This window comes from Rhodobacteraceae bacterium M382 (genome assembly GCA_025141015.1).
GTDB lineage: Bacteria > Pseudomonadota > Alphaproteobacteria > Rhodobacterales > Rhodobacteraceae > Aliisedimentitalea > Aliisedimentitalea scapharcae.
Genome location: CP081098.1, coordinates 3,182,047 through 3,199,452, shown reverse-complemented (window position 1 = coordinate 3,199,452; position 17,406 = coordinate 3,182,047). Strand labels below are relative to the sequence as shown.

The window sequence follows — 17,406 nt, the reverse complement described above, 5'->3', positions numbered from 1 at the left end:
GTGTGAAGACCATGGTGGAAGCACTGAATCGACGGATTGGACCGGGATTGCTCACGGCCTATGGGGTTGGGGTCATGGTCGGGGCCGGGATCTATGTTCTGATCGGTACCATTGCCGGGCAGGCCGGGATCTGGGCCCCCTTGTCGTTCTTGCTGGCCGGAATGATTGCTGCGCCCACGGCGTTGTCTTATGCGGAATTCTCCACCCGCCTGCCCGAAGCAGCGGGCGAAGCGGCCTATGTCGGGCAGGGGCTGAACAGCCAATCCCTGTCCCTGCTCGTCGGACTGGCGGTGGTGGCCGCAGGCACCGTGTCTGCGGGGGCCGTGTTGCGGGGCGGGGCCGCTTACCTGACCCATGCCACCGGATTTGATTCGCAGTTTGCCATTGTCGCCCTGGGGCTGGGTTTGACGCTGGTCGCAATTTTTGGCGTGCTTGAAAGCCTGGCCCTTGCCGCTGTCCTCACCGTCATCGAAGTCGCGGGTCTGGCATTGGTGATCTGGGCCGGGGCGCAGGCACCGGGCAGCGTGGATTGGGCACAGCCTGCCGATCTGGTCTGGAGCGGCGTTGCACTGGGGGCTGTGCTGGCCTTTTTTGCCTTTATCGGGTTCGAGGATATCGTCAATCTGGCCGAAGAGGTCGACAATCCGATCCGCACCTTGCCACGGGCCATCCTGTTGTCGCTGGCTATTACATCCGTCATCTACGCCTTGGTGGCCTGGGCCGCGGTGCGCACCGTGCCGCTGGCGCAACTGGGCGCATCCGAAAGCCCGTTGGCGCTGGTTTGGCAGACCGCACGGGGCGGGGGGGGAACCTTTTTGTCGGCCATTGCGGTCTTTGCCGCCCTGAATGGTGTGTTGGCCCAGATCGTCATGGCCAGCCGGGTGCTGTTCGGATTGGGGCGTCGCAATCGGGGACTGTCGATGTTTCACCACGCGCATCCCCGGTTTGGCACGCCGGTTCTGGCCACGGCCCTGTTGGGCGCAGCCGTGATCATCGGGGCGCTGGCGGTGCCCGTGGCGCAGCTGGCCGAAGTGACTTCTACGATCCTCCTGTCGGTTTTTGTTCTGGTGAACCTGGCGCTGATCCTTCAGAAACGCCGGCTCCCTGATGCTCCGTTTCGGGTGCATATGGCCGTGCCGGTGATTGGCTTTGTCCTGGCTCTGGCCGCGTTGTTGATGTCGTTGAGGAGCCTGATATGAGCGCAGCTGTCCTGATCGCTGCCCTGTGGGTGCTGGCTGCAACGGGTGTCGCGATGTTGCCGATGCACCGGCAATATGCTCCGGGGGTGGCGCTGTTGGCGTTGGCTCCGGTGGTCATTGCCTGGCTGGGTCTGGCCCACGGCTGGCTCGCAGCCCTGGCGGCCCTGGCTGCGTTCGTGTCGATGTTTCGTCATCCGCTGCGCTATTTCTGGACCCGCTGGCGCGGGCGCATTCACAAGACCTCGCAAGACAGCCCCACGGAGACCCCATGACCTTATCACTGATTTTGGCCAGTATCTGGGCCGTCGTTGCAAATATCCTGGCCATGACGCCCAGCCGGGACAATCATTGGCGCCGTGCCTATGTGCTGATCGCCATCGGCATTCCGATCCTGGGATATGTGACCTATCAGAACGGCCCCTGGTGGGGGCTGGCCGTGCTATGTGCAGGGATGAGCGTCCTGCGCTGGCCGGTGATCTATCTCAGCCGCTGGCTGCGCGGGCAGCTGCGGCGCAGCTAGGGGCGCGCATGGAGCCTGAATTTCTGTTCCCAATTGGTGCCGTCTGTATCGGGTGCGCCTGTGGTGTGGTGTTGAAGCGCGCCGGTTGGGGGCTGGTGGTCCTGGTGATCACGGCGCTGTGCGTCGCGGTCAGCTATGTGCTGCTGTTTCACTCGCAGCTGTTGGGCTGGGAGGGCATGGGACCGGGCATGGTCGTGGTGATTGGGGTTGCGCCCTTTGGGATCGGGGTGCTGGTTGGGGCGGTGGCCCATGTTCTTTATTCCGTATGGCACAAATCCGGATCTGACTGACCCAGCTGAGCGTTCAAAACCATCGCCAAAACCGCCGCGCACCTGACAATTGTCAAGGTCGGCGGCGGGCGAGTCATGTCACTGTCCATCAAATGCGCGATTTTCAGCGCTCCTAATCTTTCAGGAGGCGGACATGCTCTCGGTTACTGCTCTCATCTATACACCTATCGCGGCCCTGCTGATCGGGGCCATTGCCGGTTTGCTGGCGGGGAAATACCTCGAAGGCCGCAAGCTGTGGCTGTTGCCCGGTCTGCTCAGCCTGGTGGGGCTGGCCACGATCATTCGGCTGGCGGCGATCCCGGAGGGCGGCGAAGAAGCTGCGTTCTTTCCGTTGGTCATGCTGACCGGGGCAATCCTGCCGGGGTTGTTTACAGTCATCCTGGGCACGCTTGGCGGGCGCGCGATGGCGGGACGTCCAACCCTGTAAGGGGTGATGATCAGGGGACGTCCGCGGTTACGCCGAGGTGCCTTCAAGTAAACTTCTGGGTGCCTCTTTTGAGGCCAAAATTTCTCGACAACTCGGTAGAAATTTGCCAGTTCTTCGATATGAACATTTGGCGCCCGGAACAGAAAATACATGTTAAGGCCTTAGGCCTTGTTTGGCGTGACGGACTATTGCTGGCCAGTGAAATTTATAGAGATGACGGAACGGTCAAGGGGGTAAGGCCCCTTGGCGGCCGGTTGGAATTTGGTGAATCTTGGCGGGATGCACTTGTAAGAGAATTCCAAGAGGAACTTGGAATAATGGTCAAGATCGTTGGCGAGCCCTTGGTCTTGGAAAATATCTATTCGCATCACGGTGAAGTAGGACACGAGGTTACGTTCGTCTCCGATGTGGTGTTTCCCCCTCATGCCTATGTTCAAAGAGGCCCAATCGAGTTTTGTGAGGACAATGGCCAACAATGCCTGGCCCGGTGGTTCGACATATCGCAATTGGATTGCGGGGGATTAGAGCTTTATCCAAATGGCCTTAAGTCCCAGCTGCAAAAAAGATCAAAACCTGCTTGAAAATAAAGGTGGATTTGTTTGGTCACTGATCATCGTTGCTAATGTCTATAGCTTTTAGGAAACAGCTACGTCGCGAGCCATTGAAGGGGGAGCGGTGAGACTGCACTTGGGGCTAGGCTGCTGTTAGGGCAATTGAGTACAGGCTGACCTCTGTTCGGGGTTAACCCACCGACCTCAGGGGGCTTTATCTCGTTGAGGATGTGCTTTACGGACCTTGAGCATATGGGATTTGAACGCAGGGCACGCCAACATGACAACGGATTTTCCCCAGACATTGCCGCAGGTGCGCGGGAAACTGACCCCGAACCGGTCGCTGGCGGATCTGACGTGGATGCGCGTGGGCGGTGAGGCGGATTATCTGTTTCAGCCGGCGGATGTGGCAGATCTTCAGGACTTTCTGCGCCAGCTCCCCAAAGAGATTCAGGTCTTTCCCATGGGGGTGGGATCGAACCTGATCGTGCGGGACGGGGGGATCCGGGCGGTGGTGATCCGGCTAGGGCGCGGGTTCAACCAGATTGCAATTGACGGTGACATTGTCACCGCTGGTGCGGCGGCGCTGGATGCGCATGTGGCCAAACGCGCGGCAGAATCCGGCGTCGATCTGACATTCCTGCGCACCATCCCCGGCGCAATCGGCGGTGCGGTGCGGATGAACGCGGGCTGCTACGGCAGCTATGTGGCGGATGTGTTTCAATCCGCCACCATCGTGACCCGTCAGGGCGAATTGGTTGAAATCGACGCCAACGCCCTGAACTTCCGGTATCGCCAGACCGACCTGCCGGATGGCGCAGTGCTGATCGCGGCCACGCTGAAGGGCACCCACGCCCCATCCGGCACCTTGCTGGATCGCATGGATGCCCAGTTGAAAAAGCGCGACGAAACCCAACCGACCAAGGACCGGACCGCCGGATCGACCTTTCGCAACCCGGCCGGGTTTTCGTCAACGGGTCAGGCCGATGACGTGCATGATCTCAAGGCGTGGAAGGTGATCGACAATGCGGGCATGCGCGGTGCGCGCCGCGGTGGTGCACAGATGAGCGAGAAACATTCGAACTTTATGATCAACACGGGTGGCGCAACTGCCGCAGATCTCGAAGGCTTGGGCGAAGAGGTTCGAAAAAAGGTTTACGAGCAAAGCGGCATAACGCTAGAGTGGGAAATCATGCGGATCGGTGAACCGGCGCGCGACTGACTTCCTGAACCTTGGTCCCTGCTTTCATTGGATAGGGGGACTCTGAATCGGGAAGCGGCGTCTGACACAGTTAACCGGTTCTTAATAAAATGGGTCGAATTGTGACCAAATAGCGAGGCCCGAAAACGGGTCCGAACCAACAACAAGGGGCGCAAACGCTCCGAATTTTTTGAGGCACTTGTGGTGGGACAGTCGAGCAGCGGCACCTCCAAAGTTGCGGTACTTATGGGCGGACCCTCGGCTGAACGCGAGGTGTCTTTGTCCAGCGGGCGTGAATGCGCCGCCGCGCTGAGGGGCGAAGGATATGAGGTAACAGAACTGGACGCGGGTCCGGATCTGGTTGCCCGTCTGAATGAAATCAAACCTGACGTCGTGTTCAACGCCCTGCATGGTCGCTGGGGCGAAGATGGCTGTGTGCAGGGCATTCTGGAATGGATGGGTCTGCCCTATACCCATTCCGGTGTTCTGGCCTCGGCGCTGGCCATGGACAAACAGCGTTCAAAAGAGGCGTTCAAATCCGCAGGTCTGCCGGTGGTCGATAGCGTGATTGCCCCCCGAGACGAGGCCACAGCCCGTCACGTGCTGGAGCCGCCCTATGTGGTCAAACCCAACAACGAAGGGTCCAGCGTTGGCGTCTATATCGTGCATGAATCCGCCAATGCACCGCCAAAACTGTCCGCAGAAATGCCCGATCTGGTGATGGTGGAAACCTATGCCCCCGGACGCGAACTGACCACCACCGTAGTGGGCGGCGAAGACACCGACCCGGGCGCTGCGTCGGTGACAGAGATCATCGTGGATGGCTGGTACGATTATGATGCCAAATATAAACCCGGTGGATCATCGCATGTGGTGCCCGCAGACGTGCCCGCAGACATCTATGACCTGTGCATGGATTACGCCCTGCGTGCGCATCGCGCCCTGGGTTGTCGCGGTGTCAGCCGCACGGATTTCCGCTGGGACGAGACCCGCGGTGTCGATGGGCTGATCCTGTTGGAAACCAATACCCAGCCCGGAATGACTCCCACCTCGCTGGCCCCGGAGCAGGCCGGTGAAATCGGCATGACCTTTGGCCAGCTCTGCGCCTGGATGGTGGAGGATGCCTCATGCAATCGCTGATCGCCCGTGTGGGCAAAAGCTTTCGGCGCCACGAGCCGGAACCCCAGAAATGCGATCCCGCACCATCGCGACTGAAATATCGGCTGCAACGATGGATGTTGACGCCGGGGATCCGGTTGGGGCTGCGTATCGGGGTCCCGTTCTGCCTGACCCTGGCGGCCACCAGCGCCTTTCTGGCCAATGAACAGCGCCGCGATGCGCTGAACCTGTTTGTGGCCGAATTGCGCGCCAGCATTCAGGAACGCCCGGAATTCATGGTCAACATGATGGCGATCGACGGAGCGGGCTCCAACCTCAGCGAAGACATTCGCGAAGTGGTGCCATTGGATTTCCCGGTCAGCTCGTTTGATCTGAATGTCGAACAGATCCGGGCCACGATCGTGGATCTGGATCCGGTGCGCAATGCTTCGGTCCGGATCCGACCGGGCGGCATTCTGCAGGTCAATGTAGAAGAGCGCATACCCGCCGTGGTCTGGCGTTTCGAAGACGGTGTTGAAATGCTGGACACCGATGGCAACCGTGTCGATGGGCTGCCCAATCGCAAGACGCGCGCTGACCTGCCGCTGATCGCGGGAACCGGTGCCAATGAAAATGTACCCGAAGCCTTGCGCCTGATCGCTGCGGCCCGCCCGCTGACGGATCGGATGCGCGGTCTGGTGCGGATCGGTGATCGGCGCTGGGATCTTGTGCTGGATCGGGGTCAGCGGATCCTGCTGCCACCCGAACGCGCCGTCGAAGCGCTGGAACGGGTTCTGGCAGTGAACGAGGTCCAGGACCTTTTGGAACGGGATGTAATTGCAGTTGATATGCGCCTGGCGGCGCGCCCCACCATTCGAATGAGCGAAAATGCGGTGCAGGAATGGTGGCGGATCAGACAGGTGAATGGAAGCGGGCAGTGATGATGACAGACCTCTACGAGTCTCAGCGGGCGATGCGGCAGATGCGGCGTCAGGCGTTGCAACGTGGTGTTGTGGCTATTCTGGATGTGGGCAGTTCCAAAATTGCCTGCCTTGTGCTGCGCTTTGATGGCACCGGACGGCTGAGCGAAGACAATTCCATCGGCTCGCTGGCCGGACAGACCGGATTTCGCGTCGTTGGGGCCGCGACCACCCGGTCGCGTGGGGTGCAATTCGGCGAAATCAACGCCATGCAGGAAACCGAACGGGCCATTCGCACCGCGATTCAGGCAGCACAGAAAATGGCCGAAGTGCGCGTCGATCACGTGATCGCCTGTTTCTCCGGGGCCAACCCGCGCTCCTATGGGCTGGACGCCCAGGTCGATCTCGAAGGGCAGGTCGTCACCGAAAGCGAAGTCGCCCGCGTGCTGGCGGCCTGTGACGTGCCGGACTATGGGGCCGAACGCGAAGTGCTGCATGCGCAGCCGGTGAATTTTGCGCTGGACCACCGATCCGGATTGGCCGACCCGCGGGGGCAGCTGGGGCAGAACCTGGCCGTCGACATGCATATGCTGACCGTTGATACCGCCACCGTGCGCAATCTGGTGCATTGCATCAAACGCTGTGATCTGGAACTGGCCGGGATCGCGTCATCGGCCTATGCGTCGGGGATTTCGGCGCTGGTCGAGGATGAACAGGAACTGGGGGCCGCCTGTGTCGATCTGGGCGGCGGATCGACCAGCGTGTCGATCTTCATGAAAAAACACATGATCTATGCCGACAGCGTGCGCATGGGTGGAGATCACATCACCAGCGACATTTCCATGGGGCTGGGCGTGCCAATGGCCAATGCCGAACGGATCAAGACATTTTGCGGCGGGGTGCATGCCACCGGCGCAGATGATCGCGACATGATCGATATTGGCGGCGAAACCGGCGATTGGGAACATGATCGCCGCACCGTCAGCCGGGCGGAACTGATCGGGATCATGCGTCCGCGGGTCGAAGAGATCCTCGAAGATGTGCGGGTGCGCCTGGATGCAGCCGGGTTCGACCATCTGCCCAGCCAGCAGATCGTGCTGACCGGCGGGTCATCCCAAATCATGGGGCTGGACGGATTGGCCAGCCGCATTCTGGGCCAGCAGGTCCGCCTGGGGCGGCCGCTGCGCGTGCATGGATTGCCACAATCGGCCACCGGTCCTGCCTTTGCCTCGGCCGTGGGGCTCAGCCTGTTTGCCGCCCACCCTCAGGACGAATGGTGGGACTTCGAAATCCCTGTCGATCGCTATCCGGCCCGGTCCTTCCGGCGCGCGGTGAAATGGTTCAAGGACAATTGGTAATCCGGGGCGCGCGCCTGCGCGCCCGCTTGGTTCCGCCCCCGACGGGGCGCACCGTTTGACCGTCCCGAGCCGAAATGAATTTCTGGCGGGCCGATTTGTGGTTTGTGCTGGCAGGTCGCGAAATGCCGTGTTAGGATTCAGGTCAAGCCACGCACAGTCGCGGCACGCAGGTCGAGCAGGATCTGTCTGAACATTGCAAATCGAACACCGGTATCACCGGCCCCGTTGGACCTGTCCGATGGGCGAAAACCTGTGTCTTGTGTCTGCCTTCGTGATTTCCGCAAAATCTGCGGTGGTCGGCGAAATACCGCGAGTCGCGGCCAGAAAAATGCCATATTTTGTGGGGAAATGCGCTTTTTTGGGTGACGGGACTCTGCGCGCGCGGTAGAGTCAAGGTGGATAGGACGGAAAAATCCCTGCTCAGACAGGGGTGCAACATAAAGCGGAAACACAGGCGGACAGAGCATGACATTGAACCTTTCGATGCCCGGACAAGAAGACTTGAAACCCCGAATTACGGTCTTTGGCGTCGGCGGGGCAGGCGGCAATGCCGTCAATAACATGATTGAAAAAGAGCTGGATGGCGTTGATTTTGTCGTCGCCAACACCGACGCTCAGGCGCTGCAGCAAAGCAAATCCCAAAGCCGGGTGCAGCTGGGTGTGAAAGTCACCGAAGGTCTGGGCGCGGGTGCCCGCCCGTCGGTTGGATCTGCTGCCGCCGAAGAAAGCATCGAACAGATCGTCGACCATCTGGCAGGGGCGCATATGTGCTTTATCACTGCTGGCATGGGCGGTGGCACTGGAACCGGGGCCGCGCCGATCATCGCGCAGGCCGCCCGCGAATTGGGTGTTCTGACGGTTGGCGTCGTGACCAAGCCGTTCCAGTTCGAAGGCAACAAGCGGATGAAACAGGCCGAAGACGGGGTCGAAGCCCTGCAAAAGGTCGTCGATACGCTGATCATCATTCCGAACCAGAACCTGTTCCGGTTGGCGAATGAGAAAACCACCTTTACCGAAGCCTTCTCGATGGCGGATGACGTGCTGTATCAGGGCGTCAAGGGCGTCACCGATCTGATGGTCCGTCCGGGCCTGATTAACCTCGACTTTGCCGACGTGCGCGCCGTGATGGACGAAATGGGCAAGGCGATGATGGGCACGGGCGAAGCCGAAGGCGAAGATCGCGCCATTCAGGCCGCCGAAAAGGCCATCGCGAATCCGCTGCTGGACGAAATCAGCCTGCGCGGCGCACGGGGCGTGTTGATCAACATCACCGGTGCCCACGACCTGACCCTGTTCGAACTGGACGAAGCCGCCAACCGCATCCGCGAAGAGGTGGACCCAGAGGCCAACATCATCGTTGGGTCCACGCTGGACACGGCGATGGAAGGCATGATGCGCGTTTCGGTTGTTGCAACCGGTATCGACGCCGCCGAAGTGCACTCGGAAATCCCTGTGCCGCGTCGCCCGATGTCGGCACCGCTGAAGAAAACCGTCAGCGTCGAAGATGCACAGCCTGCCGCCGCAGCGCCGCTGGAACTGGACGATCCAATCGCCCGGCCCGCAGCCATGGGGCATGAACCTTCGCTGTTCGAAGGCATGGGTGTCGAAGAAGTCGCCGCGCTGGACCAGGCCGAGGACATCTTTGAAGAGCCGGAACTTCTGGACGACGACGGTCTGCCGCCCCCGGCATACCAGCCGGAAATGCCGGCCTTTGAACCGCAGCGTGACACCATGCAGGATGACGTGGACCGCTTCGTTGCGCCCAAGGCACCGGCACCTGGTACGCCATCGGCCGAGGCCATCGTGCGTCTTCAGGCGGCGGCGCAAAAAGCCAACCCAACGCAGCCGCAACGGACCGTTGCCACGCAACAGCAGGCCGACCATCAGGAGCATCAGCAGGTTGGGGGCGCACGGCGCGGCCTGAATTCGTTGATCCACCGCATGACCGGCAGCGCCGGGGACACCCCTGCGCGTCAACAGCCTCCGGTCCAGCAAGATGACGTAGCGGCACAACCACGGGCCGCATCCGGTCCGGATCAGGATCGGATCGAAATTCCGGCCTTTCTACGCCGTCAGGCCAACTGAACCGGTCACATATACCGCTAACAAGGGCCACCTTCGGGTGGCCTTTTTTTATTGTATTTCAAAACACTACGGGTATCTAAGCGGTGTTTTGCCGATCTGTTACAGTCATGTTTCAATCCGTTACAAAGATTGAGTTGAGGATGCGTTAAGGGCGCATTAGGTCTGTCGCCAACACAGCGCATCGTCGCTGGACATGGGGATATGAGGCACATTGTGCAGAACACGCTCAAGAGCTCAGTGATTTTTGAAGGCACCGGCCTGCATACGGGGAAACCCGTTCGGATGGTATTGACGCCCGCCCCCGAAGGCCATGGCATCTGGTTCAAACGCACTGATATCTCTTTGGGCAAAACACTGATCCCCGCCCGTTGGGATCTGGTTGAACGCACCCCTCTGTGTACCCGCCTGGTCAACGAGGCCGGCGTGTCCGTCTCGACAGTCGAACATATCATGGCGGCCCTGGCGGGCTGTGGCGTTCATAACGTGCTGATCCAGATTGATGGCCCCGAAGTGCCGATCATGGACGGATCGTCGATCACCTTTGTGCGCGGCATCATGAAACGCGGTCTGCTGTTGCAGTCGGCTCCGGTGGTTGCCTACCGGGTTCTCAAACCGGTGACAGTGGAAAACGGCGATGCCCGTGCGACGCTGCTGCCATGTGATCGGCTGAACATCGAATTCCACATTGATTTTGCCGACGCCGCCATCGGTGAACAGAGCAAGACATTGGACATGCGCAATGGGGCCTTTGCCCGCGAATTGTGCGACAGCCGGACATTCTGCCGCCAGGCGGATGTCGATGCGATGCGGTCCAAAGGACTGGCATTGGGGGGAACCCTGGACAATGCCGTGGTCGTTGATGGCGAAGCGGTGCTGAGCCCCGGTGGGTTCCGGCACGATGACGAAGCTGTGCGTCACAAGATGCTGGACGCGCTGGGTGATCTGGCGCTGGCCGGTGGGCCGATTCTGGGCCATTACATCGGTGTGCGTGCGGGCCATTCGCTGACCAACACTTTGCTGCGCGCAGCCTTTGACACACCGGGGGCCATCGAACAGGTGGTTTGCAGCCCTGAAATGGCCGCCTGCCTGCCGGGCCAGGGCCTGGTGTGGTCGGAAATTCCCTTGGAAACACGCCACGTTGCATGAACACGGAGCTGTCCGCTGCGTTCTGCATCCTGCTGCTTGACCTCAAAAAAGAATGTGAAAAACCGGGAACGCCCGGGTCAACTGCTTTTAAGGCGTTTTGCACCGGAAACGAATGTGCTAGACCGGGCTCAATCGGTGGGTGACACCCGGGATTTGATGGTGAGGGTAGGGCGATCATGATCGGCAAGTGGTCTGGAGCCAGAGCAATCGGGGTTCTTCTTCTGGCAGGCGTTCTGGCCGGATGCAGCGGCAGTGGCGGACCCGCCGTAGACCGCACGCAATCGCTCGAAGCCTATACACCAGAGCAGATCTTTGCACGTGGCGAATTCGAGCTTTCCAACGGAAAGACAGAGAACGCCGGATATTACTTCGCTGAAATCGAACGCCTGTATCCCTATTCCTCCTGGGCCAAGCGGTCGCTGATCATGCAGGCGTTTTCCTATCACGCCGGTCAGAACTATGAAGAAAGCCGATCCGCTGCACAGCGCTATATCGACTTCTATCCCGCCGACGAAGACGCGGCCTATGCCCAGTATCTGCTTGCGCTCAGCTATTACGATCAGATTGACGAAGTGGGCCGCGATCAGGGGCTGACCTTTCAGGCGCTGCAATCACTGCGCACCGTGATCGAAGTGTACCCGGACAGCGAATACGCCAATTCCGCAATCCTGAAATTCGATCTGGCCTTTGATCACCTGGCCGCCAAGGAAATGGAAATCGGGCGGTATTACCTGCGCCGGGATCACTATGCATCGGCGATCAACCGGTTCCGCGTCGTGGTCGAGGACTTCCAGACCACCTCGCACACCGCCGAGGCCCTGCACCGTCTGGTCGAAGCCTATCTGTCGCTTGGTCTTGTTGACGAAGCCCAGACCGCCGGGGCCATTCTGGGATACAACTTTCAGTCCACCGAATGGTACGAGTCCAGCTACAAGCTGTTGACCGCCAACGGGCTCAAGCTCAAGGATCGGGGCAACAATTGGCTGAGCCAGATCTATCGTCAGACCGTCAAAGGTCAGTGGTTGTAACGTCAGGGGCGCAGGCGCCCATGTGGACTGGTTGAGGCACAATGCTGCGCGCCCTGGATATCCGTGACCTGCTGATCATCGACCGGCTGGAGCTGAGCTTTCAGCCGGGCCTGAATGTGCTCACCGGAGAAACCGGAGCGGGAAAATCCATTTTGCTGGACTCGCTCGGGTTTGTGCTGGGTTGGCGCGGGCGTGCCGATCTGGTGCGCCAGGGGGCCAAACAGGGCGAAGTGGTGGCGGAATTCGACCTGCCCCAGGGACACCCGGCCTTTGGTGTGCTTCAGGAGGCGGGTCTGCCGGCCGGGGACGAATTGATCCTGCGGCGGGTGAACACAGCCGAAGGGCGCAAGACCGCCTGGGTCAATGACCGGCGCTGTTCAGGCGATGTGTTGCGGCAGCTGTCGGAAACTTTGCTGGAACTGCACGGCCAACATGATGATCGCGGGTTGCTGGATCCGCGGGGGCACCGGGCCATGCTGGATGCTTTTGCCGGACATGGGGCCATGTTACAGGCGGTGCGTCAGGCTTGGCGGGTCCGGGCCGAGGCGCGCAAGGCCGTAGAGCGCACCCGAGCCGCTCTGGATGCGGTGCGCGCCGAAGAAGATTTCCTGCGCCACGCGGTGGCCGAACTGGACAAGCTGGACCCACGACCGGGCGAAGATGCGGAATTGGATGCGCGTCGCCGCAGAATGCAGGGCGCGGAAAAGATCCGCGATGACGTTTCCCGGGCGCTGCAACTGCTGGGCGGGCAATCCGCCGAAGGGGCGCTGTCAGAAGCCATGAGCTGGCTCGAGGGGGCGTCGGATCAGGCCGACCGGATGTTGGACGACCCGATGGCCGCGTTGGGGCGGGCCTTGATCGAATTGGGCGAGGCCCAGGACGGGGTGTCACGCTGTCTCGATGCGTTGGACTTTAATCCGCTGGAGCTGGAAGAGACCGAAGAGCGGTTGTTTGCGATCCGGGCCATGGCGCGAAAACATGATGTGTTGGCGGATGATCTGGGGGCGCACGCCGATGTGTTGCGCGGACGTCTGGCGGCGTTGGATGCGGGGGATGCTGATCTGGACCGGCTGCAGGCCGACCTGGCCCAGGCCGAGGCGGCCTATGGCGAAGCCGCGGGCGGGCTGAGCGCCTCGCGCAGCGCCGCTGCCGGACGGCTGGATCAGGCGGTGATGGCGGAGCTGGCACCGCTCAAGATGGAGCGGGCTGTCTTTGCCACCCAGGTGAGCGAGACGGATCCGGGCCCCGAAGGCCGGGATCAGGTGGCGTTTTCCGTGGCCACCAATCCGGGCGCGCCATCGGGGCCGCTGAACAAGATCGCGTCGGGCGGGGAATTGAGCCGTTTCCTGTTGGCGTTGAAAGTCTGTCTGCGCGGCGATGACATCAATCGCACGCTGATCTTTGACGAAATCGACCGGGGCGTCGGCGGGGCAACTGCTGATGCGGTCGGACGGCGTCTGGCAGAGCTGGCCCAGGGGGGACAGGTTCTGGTCGTGACCCATTCGCCCCAGGTGGCGGCGCGGGGCGGGCATCATTGGCGGGTGCAAAAGGCGGTGACGGATGGGGTGACCCTGTCCTCGGTCGTGCCGCTGGACGCACAGGACCGCATCGACGAAATTGCCCGAATGGTTGCCGGAGACACCATCACCGACGAGGCACGGGCCGCCGCACGGGCATTGTTGACGGGCTGAGCTGCGCGCTTCGGGGGGCTCCCGCCCGGCACACAGGGGGCATCACAGATGCCCCCGTGCCCGTTGGGCCGGGCGCGCAGCCAGGGCTGCGCGCGCCAGCGCCCCGGGGTGAAACATGCGCCCCGGGATCAACAGCCGCCGACGAAAGCGCCACGCCGGTTGGATTGCGTTTCACGGCGCTGTCCAAACGGTCTAAGAAGAAGAAAAGCGCAACCGAGGCACCGCATGGCCAATTCACTCCGTTCGTTGTTGTCCGAAACCCGAGAGCAGATGATCTGTGCCTGTCGCGATGCCTGGCGGGTGATGCGTCATCGGGGTCCCAGTCAGATCCAGTTCTGGTTCATCGCCCTGGCGATCGGAATTGCCGCCGGGTTTGCCGCGTTGGGGTTTCGGATGGGCATCGCGGCGTTGCAGTCCTGGGCGTATGGGGCCGAGGATCTGCATTTCCTGCACACATTTGTCGGCACGTTGGATTGGTATTGGGTGCTCTTGATTCCCACCATCGGTGGCTTGATCGTCGGGTTGATCCTGGACCGGTTTACTCCGGACGGGCGGGTGCGGTCTGTTGCGGATGTGATCGAAGGCGCGGCGCTGGGAGATGGCCGGGTGGAAACCCGCGAAGGCGTGGCCTCGGCCGTGGCGTCGTTTCTGACCCTGTCCTTGGGGGGATCCACAGGACGGGAAGGGCCGGTTGTGCATATGGCCGGGGTGATTTCCACCTGGGTCAGCAACCGGATCCACGCGGACGGGATCACCGGCCGCGACCTGTTGGGCTGTGCGGTGGCAGCCGCAGTCTCGGCCAGCTTCAATGCCCCCATTGCCGGCGCATTGTTTGCGCTCGAGGTGGTGCTGCGCCATTTCGCGATGCATGCCTTTGCCCCGATTGTCATCGCGGCGGTGGCGGGCACGGTGATCAACCGGCTGGCCTATGGCGACGTTACCGAATTCACCCTGGCAACACCGGGGGCGCTGCAATTCTATGTGGAATTGCCGGCTTTTCTGATCCTGGGCATGGTGTGCGGCGTGGTTGCGGTGCTGATCATGAAAGCGATCTTCTGGGCCGATGTGTTCGGAACCCATGTCCAAGGCGCGCTCAAGTTGCCGCGCTGGTTGCGCCCTGCGGTGGCTGGAGCGCTGTTGGGGGCGTTGGCGATCTGGTTCCCCCATATCATCGGGGTCGGGTATGAAACCACGATTCTGGCGCTCAGCGGCACCTTGTTGCTGGGGCAGGCCGTGATCTTTGCGGTGACCAAATCGGTGGCCCTGGCGATCACCATGGGCGGGCGCATGGGCGGCGGGGTGTTTTCGCCATCACTGATGATCGGGGCGCTGACCGGACTCGCCTTTGGATGGGTTGCGACGGGCATTCTGCCGGATGTATCGGGGACCCACACGCTCTATGCCTTTGCCGGAATGGGCGCGGTGGCCGCGGCCGTGCTGGGGGCACCAATTTCCACCACATTGATCGTGTTCGAACTGACGGGGGACTGGCAAATCGGTCTGGCGGTCATGGTGGCGGTGTCCCTGTCCACCGCATTGGCGTCCCGGCTGGTGGATCGGTCGTTCTTTCTGACCCAGCTTGAGCGGCGCGACCTGCATCTGGCGGCGGGTCCGCAGGCCTATCTGCTGGCGATGCTGCGGGCCGGGGCGGCGATGCGTCCGATGGGGGATCCCCGAGGGCCGGATGCCGAAACCTGTGCCCGGATGATCGACGAAGGGCTGTATGTGCGGGCCTCGGCCACGTTGGAGGCTGCAATGCCGATCTTTGATCGGGCGGATGTGGCGTTTCTCCCGGTGGTGACGCGCCCGGACGAAGACACCGAGCCCGAGCTTTTGGGCGCGCTGTACCATGTGGATGCGCTCAAGGCCTATAACCGGGCTCTCGCGGCCACGGCTGCGGAAGAGCACAGTTGATCCAGCAGAGCGGTCCGGGGGGGCTTAGCGGGTCAATTGCTCCAGCCGCTCGGCATCCAGAACATGGATGTGTTTGCGTTTGCTGACCACGATCCTGTCCCGTTCCCAGGCGGACAACAGACGGCTGACCGTGTGCAGGGTGCTGCCGGTCATTTCCGAAATGGTGCGCCGGGTCACCGGAAAGGCGATTTCGGTGCCATTGTCGGTCGCGCGCCCGTGCTGCTGCATCAGACGGATCAGAGCGCAGGCGATGCGCTGTTCGACCCGCTGTGTCGCCAGCTCCATGATCCGGCTGTTCATCTCGCCGACCCGCGCCCCAATGGTCCGATAGGCTTCGGGCCCGAAGCCGGGATACCGCTCGACAAAACCCTGCCACAGGCGCATGGGCCAGGCCAGGATCAGACACTCCACCACGGCGATCGACGTCGCCGGATAGGTGTCACGCCCCAGCGCCTGGGCGATGCCGAACAATTGCCCGGCGGGGATATGCAAGGAAATTACCCGGTCGCCTTCCTGGTTCAGCCGTTCGACCCGGATATGGCCATCCAGCAGCAGGAAAAAGCTCTCTGCCGCGTCGCCCTCTTCGAACACAGATTTGCCCGCCGCAACCAACCGGCTGCGCCCCAAATCCAGGGCTTCCTGGGTCTGGGAGAGGCTCATCCGCTCAAAGGAGGGGATGGATTTTAACAGTGATGGGGCCAATCTGGTCACGAGAATCCCTGAAAAGCTTGTGAAAGAGCAAACTTGTCTTTCAGCAATAGTGCTAGTGTTCGGCCAACACAACTGTTGGCCTTGCGCTGGAAAAAGACGGGTGCGGAATGCATCTTTCCGGATCTCCAAATGCAGGGTTCGGAGGAATAGACGTGACTGGTCCGGCATCTCCAGATGTCCTTTGGCCCCGACTTCTTCGCCGGACCCAAGCGCATTTTATGCCTAAAGGTCAGCGGGTTGCCAGGTGGGTCAGATCCCTGGCGGCAGGCCCGGTTTCCAATCGAGATCCAAAGGAGAACCTTTGGGTTTCTGAAATCTGCGCGGCCAATCTCCCTTGTAAACAACACTCAAAACATTCGGATATTAAAATATGTAAAAATCTCCGCATGAGAGAATTATTCCGCTTTGAACATGACCTGAATCAAATTCTTGTGCGGCTGAAATGCCTAAGCCTCTGTCATAGCAACCCCGCAAACACAGGCCAGGACGCCCACACATCATGACTGCGCATTCCCGACGTTCATTTCTGAGAGGCCGCTTTGACGAAGCGCCCAAGATGCGTCCCTTTGGGGCCGTCGCCCCGGCGCAGTTTGCCGATTTGTGCACCAGCTGCGGCGATTGCATCTCGGCCTGTCCCGAGGCGATCCTGATCAGCGGCGAACGCGGCCTGCCTGAAATCGGTCCGGCCCTGGGGGCCTGCAGCTTTTGTGGCGTCTGCATCGCCGCCTGCGACACCGGGGCCCTGACCGACGATCAGCCCTGGCTGTGGAAGGCGACGGCCAAATCCACCTGCCTGTCGCTGAACGCGGTGCAATGCCGGACCTGTCAGGACCATTGTGACCACGGCGCGATCCGGTTTCAGCTCCAGACCGGGGGCTGTGCGCAACCCCATATCGACACCGACCTGTGCACGGGCTGTGGCGGCTGCGCTGCCGCCTGTCCGGTCGGGGCCATTCAGTTTACCCAAGTAACCCCCCAGATGGAGACCCGCCCATGATGAATATCTGCGGCTGCCTGGTCCATACGTTGCCCGACATGACCGGCGACGTGATTGCGGCCATCGACGCGACCGAAGGCGGTGAGGTTCACGCCCAGGAAGACGGGCGCATCGTCGTCACCGTTGAAGACACCGACGCCAAACGCGCTTCGGATCAGATCATGGACATGCATCAGATCCCCGGCGTGCTGACCGTCACCCTTACCTATCACCATTTCGAGGATTTGGACGACAGCGCCGATGCCCTCGTCCAACCCACACACTGAACGG

Annotated in this window: 18 protein-coding genes; 17 read left to right on the top strand and 1 reads right to left on the bottom strand. The window is 61.2% G+C overall.

All coding sequences use genetic code 11. The annotated features are described in order from the left end of the window. The first annotated feature begins 11 nt into the window (after positions 1 to 11). The 15 genes from K3727_14875 (at position 12) to K3727_14805 (ending at position 15,428) form a co-directional block, all read left to right on the top strand. A complete protein-coding gene (locus K3727_14875; GenBank protein ID UWQ90071.1) occupies positions 12 to 1,199 on the top strand; it encodes an APC family permease in 1,188 nt (395 codons plus the stop codon). Then, positions 1,196 to 1,471, top strand: a complete 276-nt coding sequence (locus K3727_14870) for a DUF2484 family protein (GenBank protein ID UWQ90070.1) — start codon at positions 1,196 to 1,198, stop codon at positions 1,469 to 1,471. Before K3727_14875 ends, K3727_14870 begins: the two co-directional genes overlap by 4 nt. After that, complete coding sequence (locus K3727_14865) at positions 1,468 to 1,719, top strand: DUF2484 family protein (protein ID UWQ90069.1); 252 nt, start codon at positions 1,468 to 1,470, stop codon at positions 1,717 to 1,719. Before K3727_14870 ends, K3727_14865 begins: the two co-directional genes overlap by 4 nt. Before the next feature lie 8 nt (positions 1,720 to 1,727). Further along, positions 1,728 to 2,009 carry a hypothetical protein gene (locus K3727_14860; protein ID UWQ90068.1) on the top strand — a complete coding sequence of 94 codons (282 nt, stop codon included), beginning with the start codon at positions 1,728 to 1,730 and terminating at the stop codon, positions 2,007 to 2,009. A 133-nt stretch (positions 2,010 to 2,142) separates the two neighbouring features. Further along, positions 2,143 to 2,436: a hypothetical protein gene (locus tag K3727_14855; protein ID UWQ90067.1), complete on the top strand. Its 294-nt coding sequence runs from the start codon at positions 2,143 to 2,145 to the stop codon at positions 2,434 to 2,436. Between the two features lie 119 nt (positions 2,437 to 2,555). Next, positions 2,556 to 3,017, top strand: coding sequence for an NUDIX domain-containing protein (locus K3727_14850; protein UWQ93397.1), 462 nt, complete (start codon positions 2,556 to 2,558; stop codon positions 3,015 to 3,017). Between the two features lie 250 nt (positions 3,018 to 3,267). Beyond that, positions 3,268 to 4,209 (top strand): UDP-N-acetylmuramate dehydrogenase, encoded by a 942-nt coding sequence (gene murB, locus K3727_14845; protein UWQ90066.1) that lies wholly within the window; start codon positions 3,268 to 3,270, stop codon positions 4,207 to 4,209. 183 nt (positions 4,210 to 4,392) lie between these two features. Continuing rightward, positions 4,393 to 5,328, top strand: coding sequence for a D-alanine--D-alanine ligase (locus K3727_14840; GenBank protein ID UWQ90065.1), 936 nt, complete (start codon positions 4,393 to 4,395; stop codon positions 5,326 to 5,328). Next, a complete protein-coding gene (locus K3727_14835; GenBank protein ID UWQ90064.1) occupies positions 5,316 to 6,227 on the top strand; it encodes a cell division protein FtsQ/DivIB in 912 nt (303 codons plus the stop codon). The genes K3727_14840 and K3727_14835 overlap by 13 nt, the downstream gene beginning before the upstream one ends. Before the next feature lie 2 nt (positions 6,228 to 6,229). Then, the gene (ftsA, locus tag K3727_14830; protein UWQ93396.1) at positions 6,230 to 7,564 is read left to right on the top strand and encodes a cell division protein FtsA; all 1,335 of its coding nucleotides are present in this window, start codon (positions 6,230 to 6,232) and stop codon (positions 7,562 to 7,564) included. A 465-nt stretch (positions 7,565 to 8,029) separates the two neighbouring features. Beyond that, complete coding sequence (ftsZ, locus tag K3727_14825) at positions 8,030 to 9,649, top strand: cell division protein FtsZ (protein UWQ90063.1); 1,620 nt, start codon at positions 8,030 to 8,032, stop codon at positions 9,647 to 9,649. A gap of 201 nt (positions 9,650 to 9,850) precedes the next feature. Beyond that, the gene (gene lpxC / locus K3727_14820) at positions 9,851 to 10,795 is read left to right on the top strand and encodes a UDP-3-O-acyl-N-acetylglucosamine deacetylase (GenBank protein ID UWQ90062.1); all 945 of its coding nucleotides are present in this window, start codon (positions 9,851 to 9,853) and stop codon (positions 10,793 to 10,795) included. A 176-nt stretch (positions 10,796 to 10,971) separates the two neighbouring features. Continuing rightward, on the top strand, positions 10,972 to 11,823 hold the full coding sequence (locus tag K3727_14815) for an outer membrane protein assembly factor BamD (GenBank protein ID UWQ90061.1): 852 nt from the start codon (positions 10,972 to 10,974) through the stop codon (positions 11,821 to 11,823). Positions 11,824 to 11,864: 41 nt separating this feature from the next. Then, a complete protein-coding gene (gene recN, locus K3727_14810; GenBank protein ID UWQ90060.1) occupies positions 11,865 to 13,514 on the top strand; it encodes a DNA repair protein RecN in 1,650 nt (549 codons plus the stop codon). 225 nt (positions 13,515 to 13,739) lie between these two features. Beyond that, positions 13,740 to 15,428, top strand: coding sequence for a chloride channel protein (locus K3727_14805; GenBank protein ID UWQ90059.1), 1,689 nt, complete (start codon positions 13,740 to 13,742; stop codon positions 15,426 to 15,428). Between the two features lie 24 nt (positions 15,429 to 15,452). On the opposite strand, the gene K3727_14800 is transcribed toward K3727_14805, so the two are convergent. Next, entirely contained in the window at positions 15,453 to 16,139 is a 687-nt protein-coding gene (locus tag K3727_14800) for a Crp/Fnr family transcriptional regulator (GenBank protein UWQ90058.1), read from the bottom strand. Positions 16,140 to 16,638: 499 nt separating this feature from the next. Here K3727_14800 and napF point away from each other — a divergent pair, with 499 nt between their 5' ends. Both napF and K3727_14790 read left to right on the top strand, forming a co-directional pair. Then, the gene (napF, locus tag K3727_14795; GenBank protein UWQ90057.1) at positions 16,639 to 17,136 is read left to right on the top strand and encodes a ferredoxin-type protein NapF; all 498 of its coding nucleotides are present in this window, start codon (positions 16,639 to 16,641) and stop codon (positions 17,134 to 17,136) included. Beyond that, the gene (locus tag K3727_14790; protein UWQ93395.1) at positions 17,136 to 17,402 is read left to right on the top strand and encodes a chaperone NapD; all 267 of its coding nucleotides are present in this window, start codon (positions 17,136 to 17,138) and stop codon (positions 17,400 to 17,402) included. The genes napF and K3727_14790 overlap by 1 nt, the downstream gene beginning before the upstream one ends. Positions 17,403 to 17,406: the final 4 nt, after the last annotated feature.

Coding starts and splice junctions, on each gene's coding strand:
- K3727_14875 (UWQ90071.1), top strand. CDS start 12: ATGGTGGAAGCACTGAATCGACGGATTGGACCGGGATTGCTCACGGCC.
- K3727_14870 (UWQ90070.1), top strand. CDS start 1,196: ATGAGCGCAGCTGTCCTGATCGCTGCCCTGTGGGTGCTGGCTGCAACG.
- K3727_14865 (UWQ90069.1), top strand. CDS start 1,468: ATGACCTTATCACTGATTTTGGCCAGTATCTGGGCCGTCGTTGCAAAT.
- K3727_14860 (UWQ90068.1), top strand. CDS start 1,728: ATGGAGCCTGAATTTCTGTTCCCAATTGGTGCCGTCTGTATCGGGTGC.
- K3727_14855 (UWQ90067.1), top strand. CDS start 2,143: ATGCTCTCGGTTACTGCTCTCATCTATACACCTATCGCGGCCCTGCTG.
- K3727_14850 (UWQ93397.1), top strand. CDS start 2,556: ATGAACATTTGGCGCCCGGAACAGAAAATACATGTTAAGGCCTTAGGC.
- murB (UWQ90066.1), top strand. CDS start 3,268: ATGACAACGGATTTTCCCCAGACATTGCCGCAGGTGCGCGGGAAACTG.
- K3727_14835 (UWQ90064.1), top strand. CDS start 5,316: ATGCAATCGCTGATCGCCCGTGTGGGCAAAAGCTTTCGGCGCCACGAG.
- ftsA (UWQ93396.1), top strand. CDS start 6,230: ATGACAGACCTCTACGAGTCTCAGCGGGCGATGCGGCAGATGCGGCGT.
- ftsZ (UWQ90063.1), top strand. CDS start 8,030: ATGACATTGAACCTTTCGATGCCCGGACAAGAAGACTTGAAACCCCGA.
- lpxC (UWQ90062.1), top strand. CDS start 9,851: ATGAGGCACATTGTGCAGAACACGCTCAAGAGCTCAGTGATTTTTGAA.
- K3727_14815 (UWQ90061.1), top strand. CDS start 10,972: ATGATCGGCAAGTGGTCTGGAGCCAGAGCAATCGGGGTTCTTCTTCTG.
- recN (UWQ90060.1), top strand. CDS start 11,865: ATGCTGCGCGCCCTGGATATCCGTGACCTGCTGATCATCGACCGGCTG.
- K3727_14805 (UWQ90059.1), top strand. CDS start 13,740: ATGGCCAATTCACTCCGTTCGTTGTTGTCCGAAACCCGAGAGCAGATG.
- napF (UWQ90057.1), top strand. CDS start 16,639: ATGACTGCGCATTCCCGACGTTCATTTCTGAGAGGCCGCTTTGACGAA.
- K3727_14790 (UWQ93395.1), top strand. CDS start 17,136: ATGAATATCTGCGGCTGCCTGGTCCATACGTTGCCCGACATGACCGGC.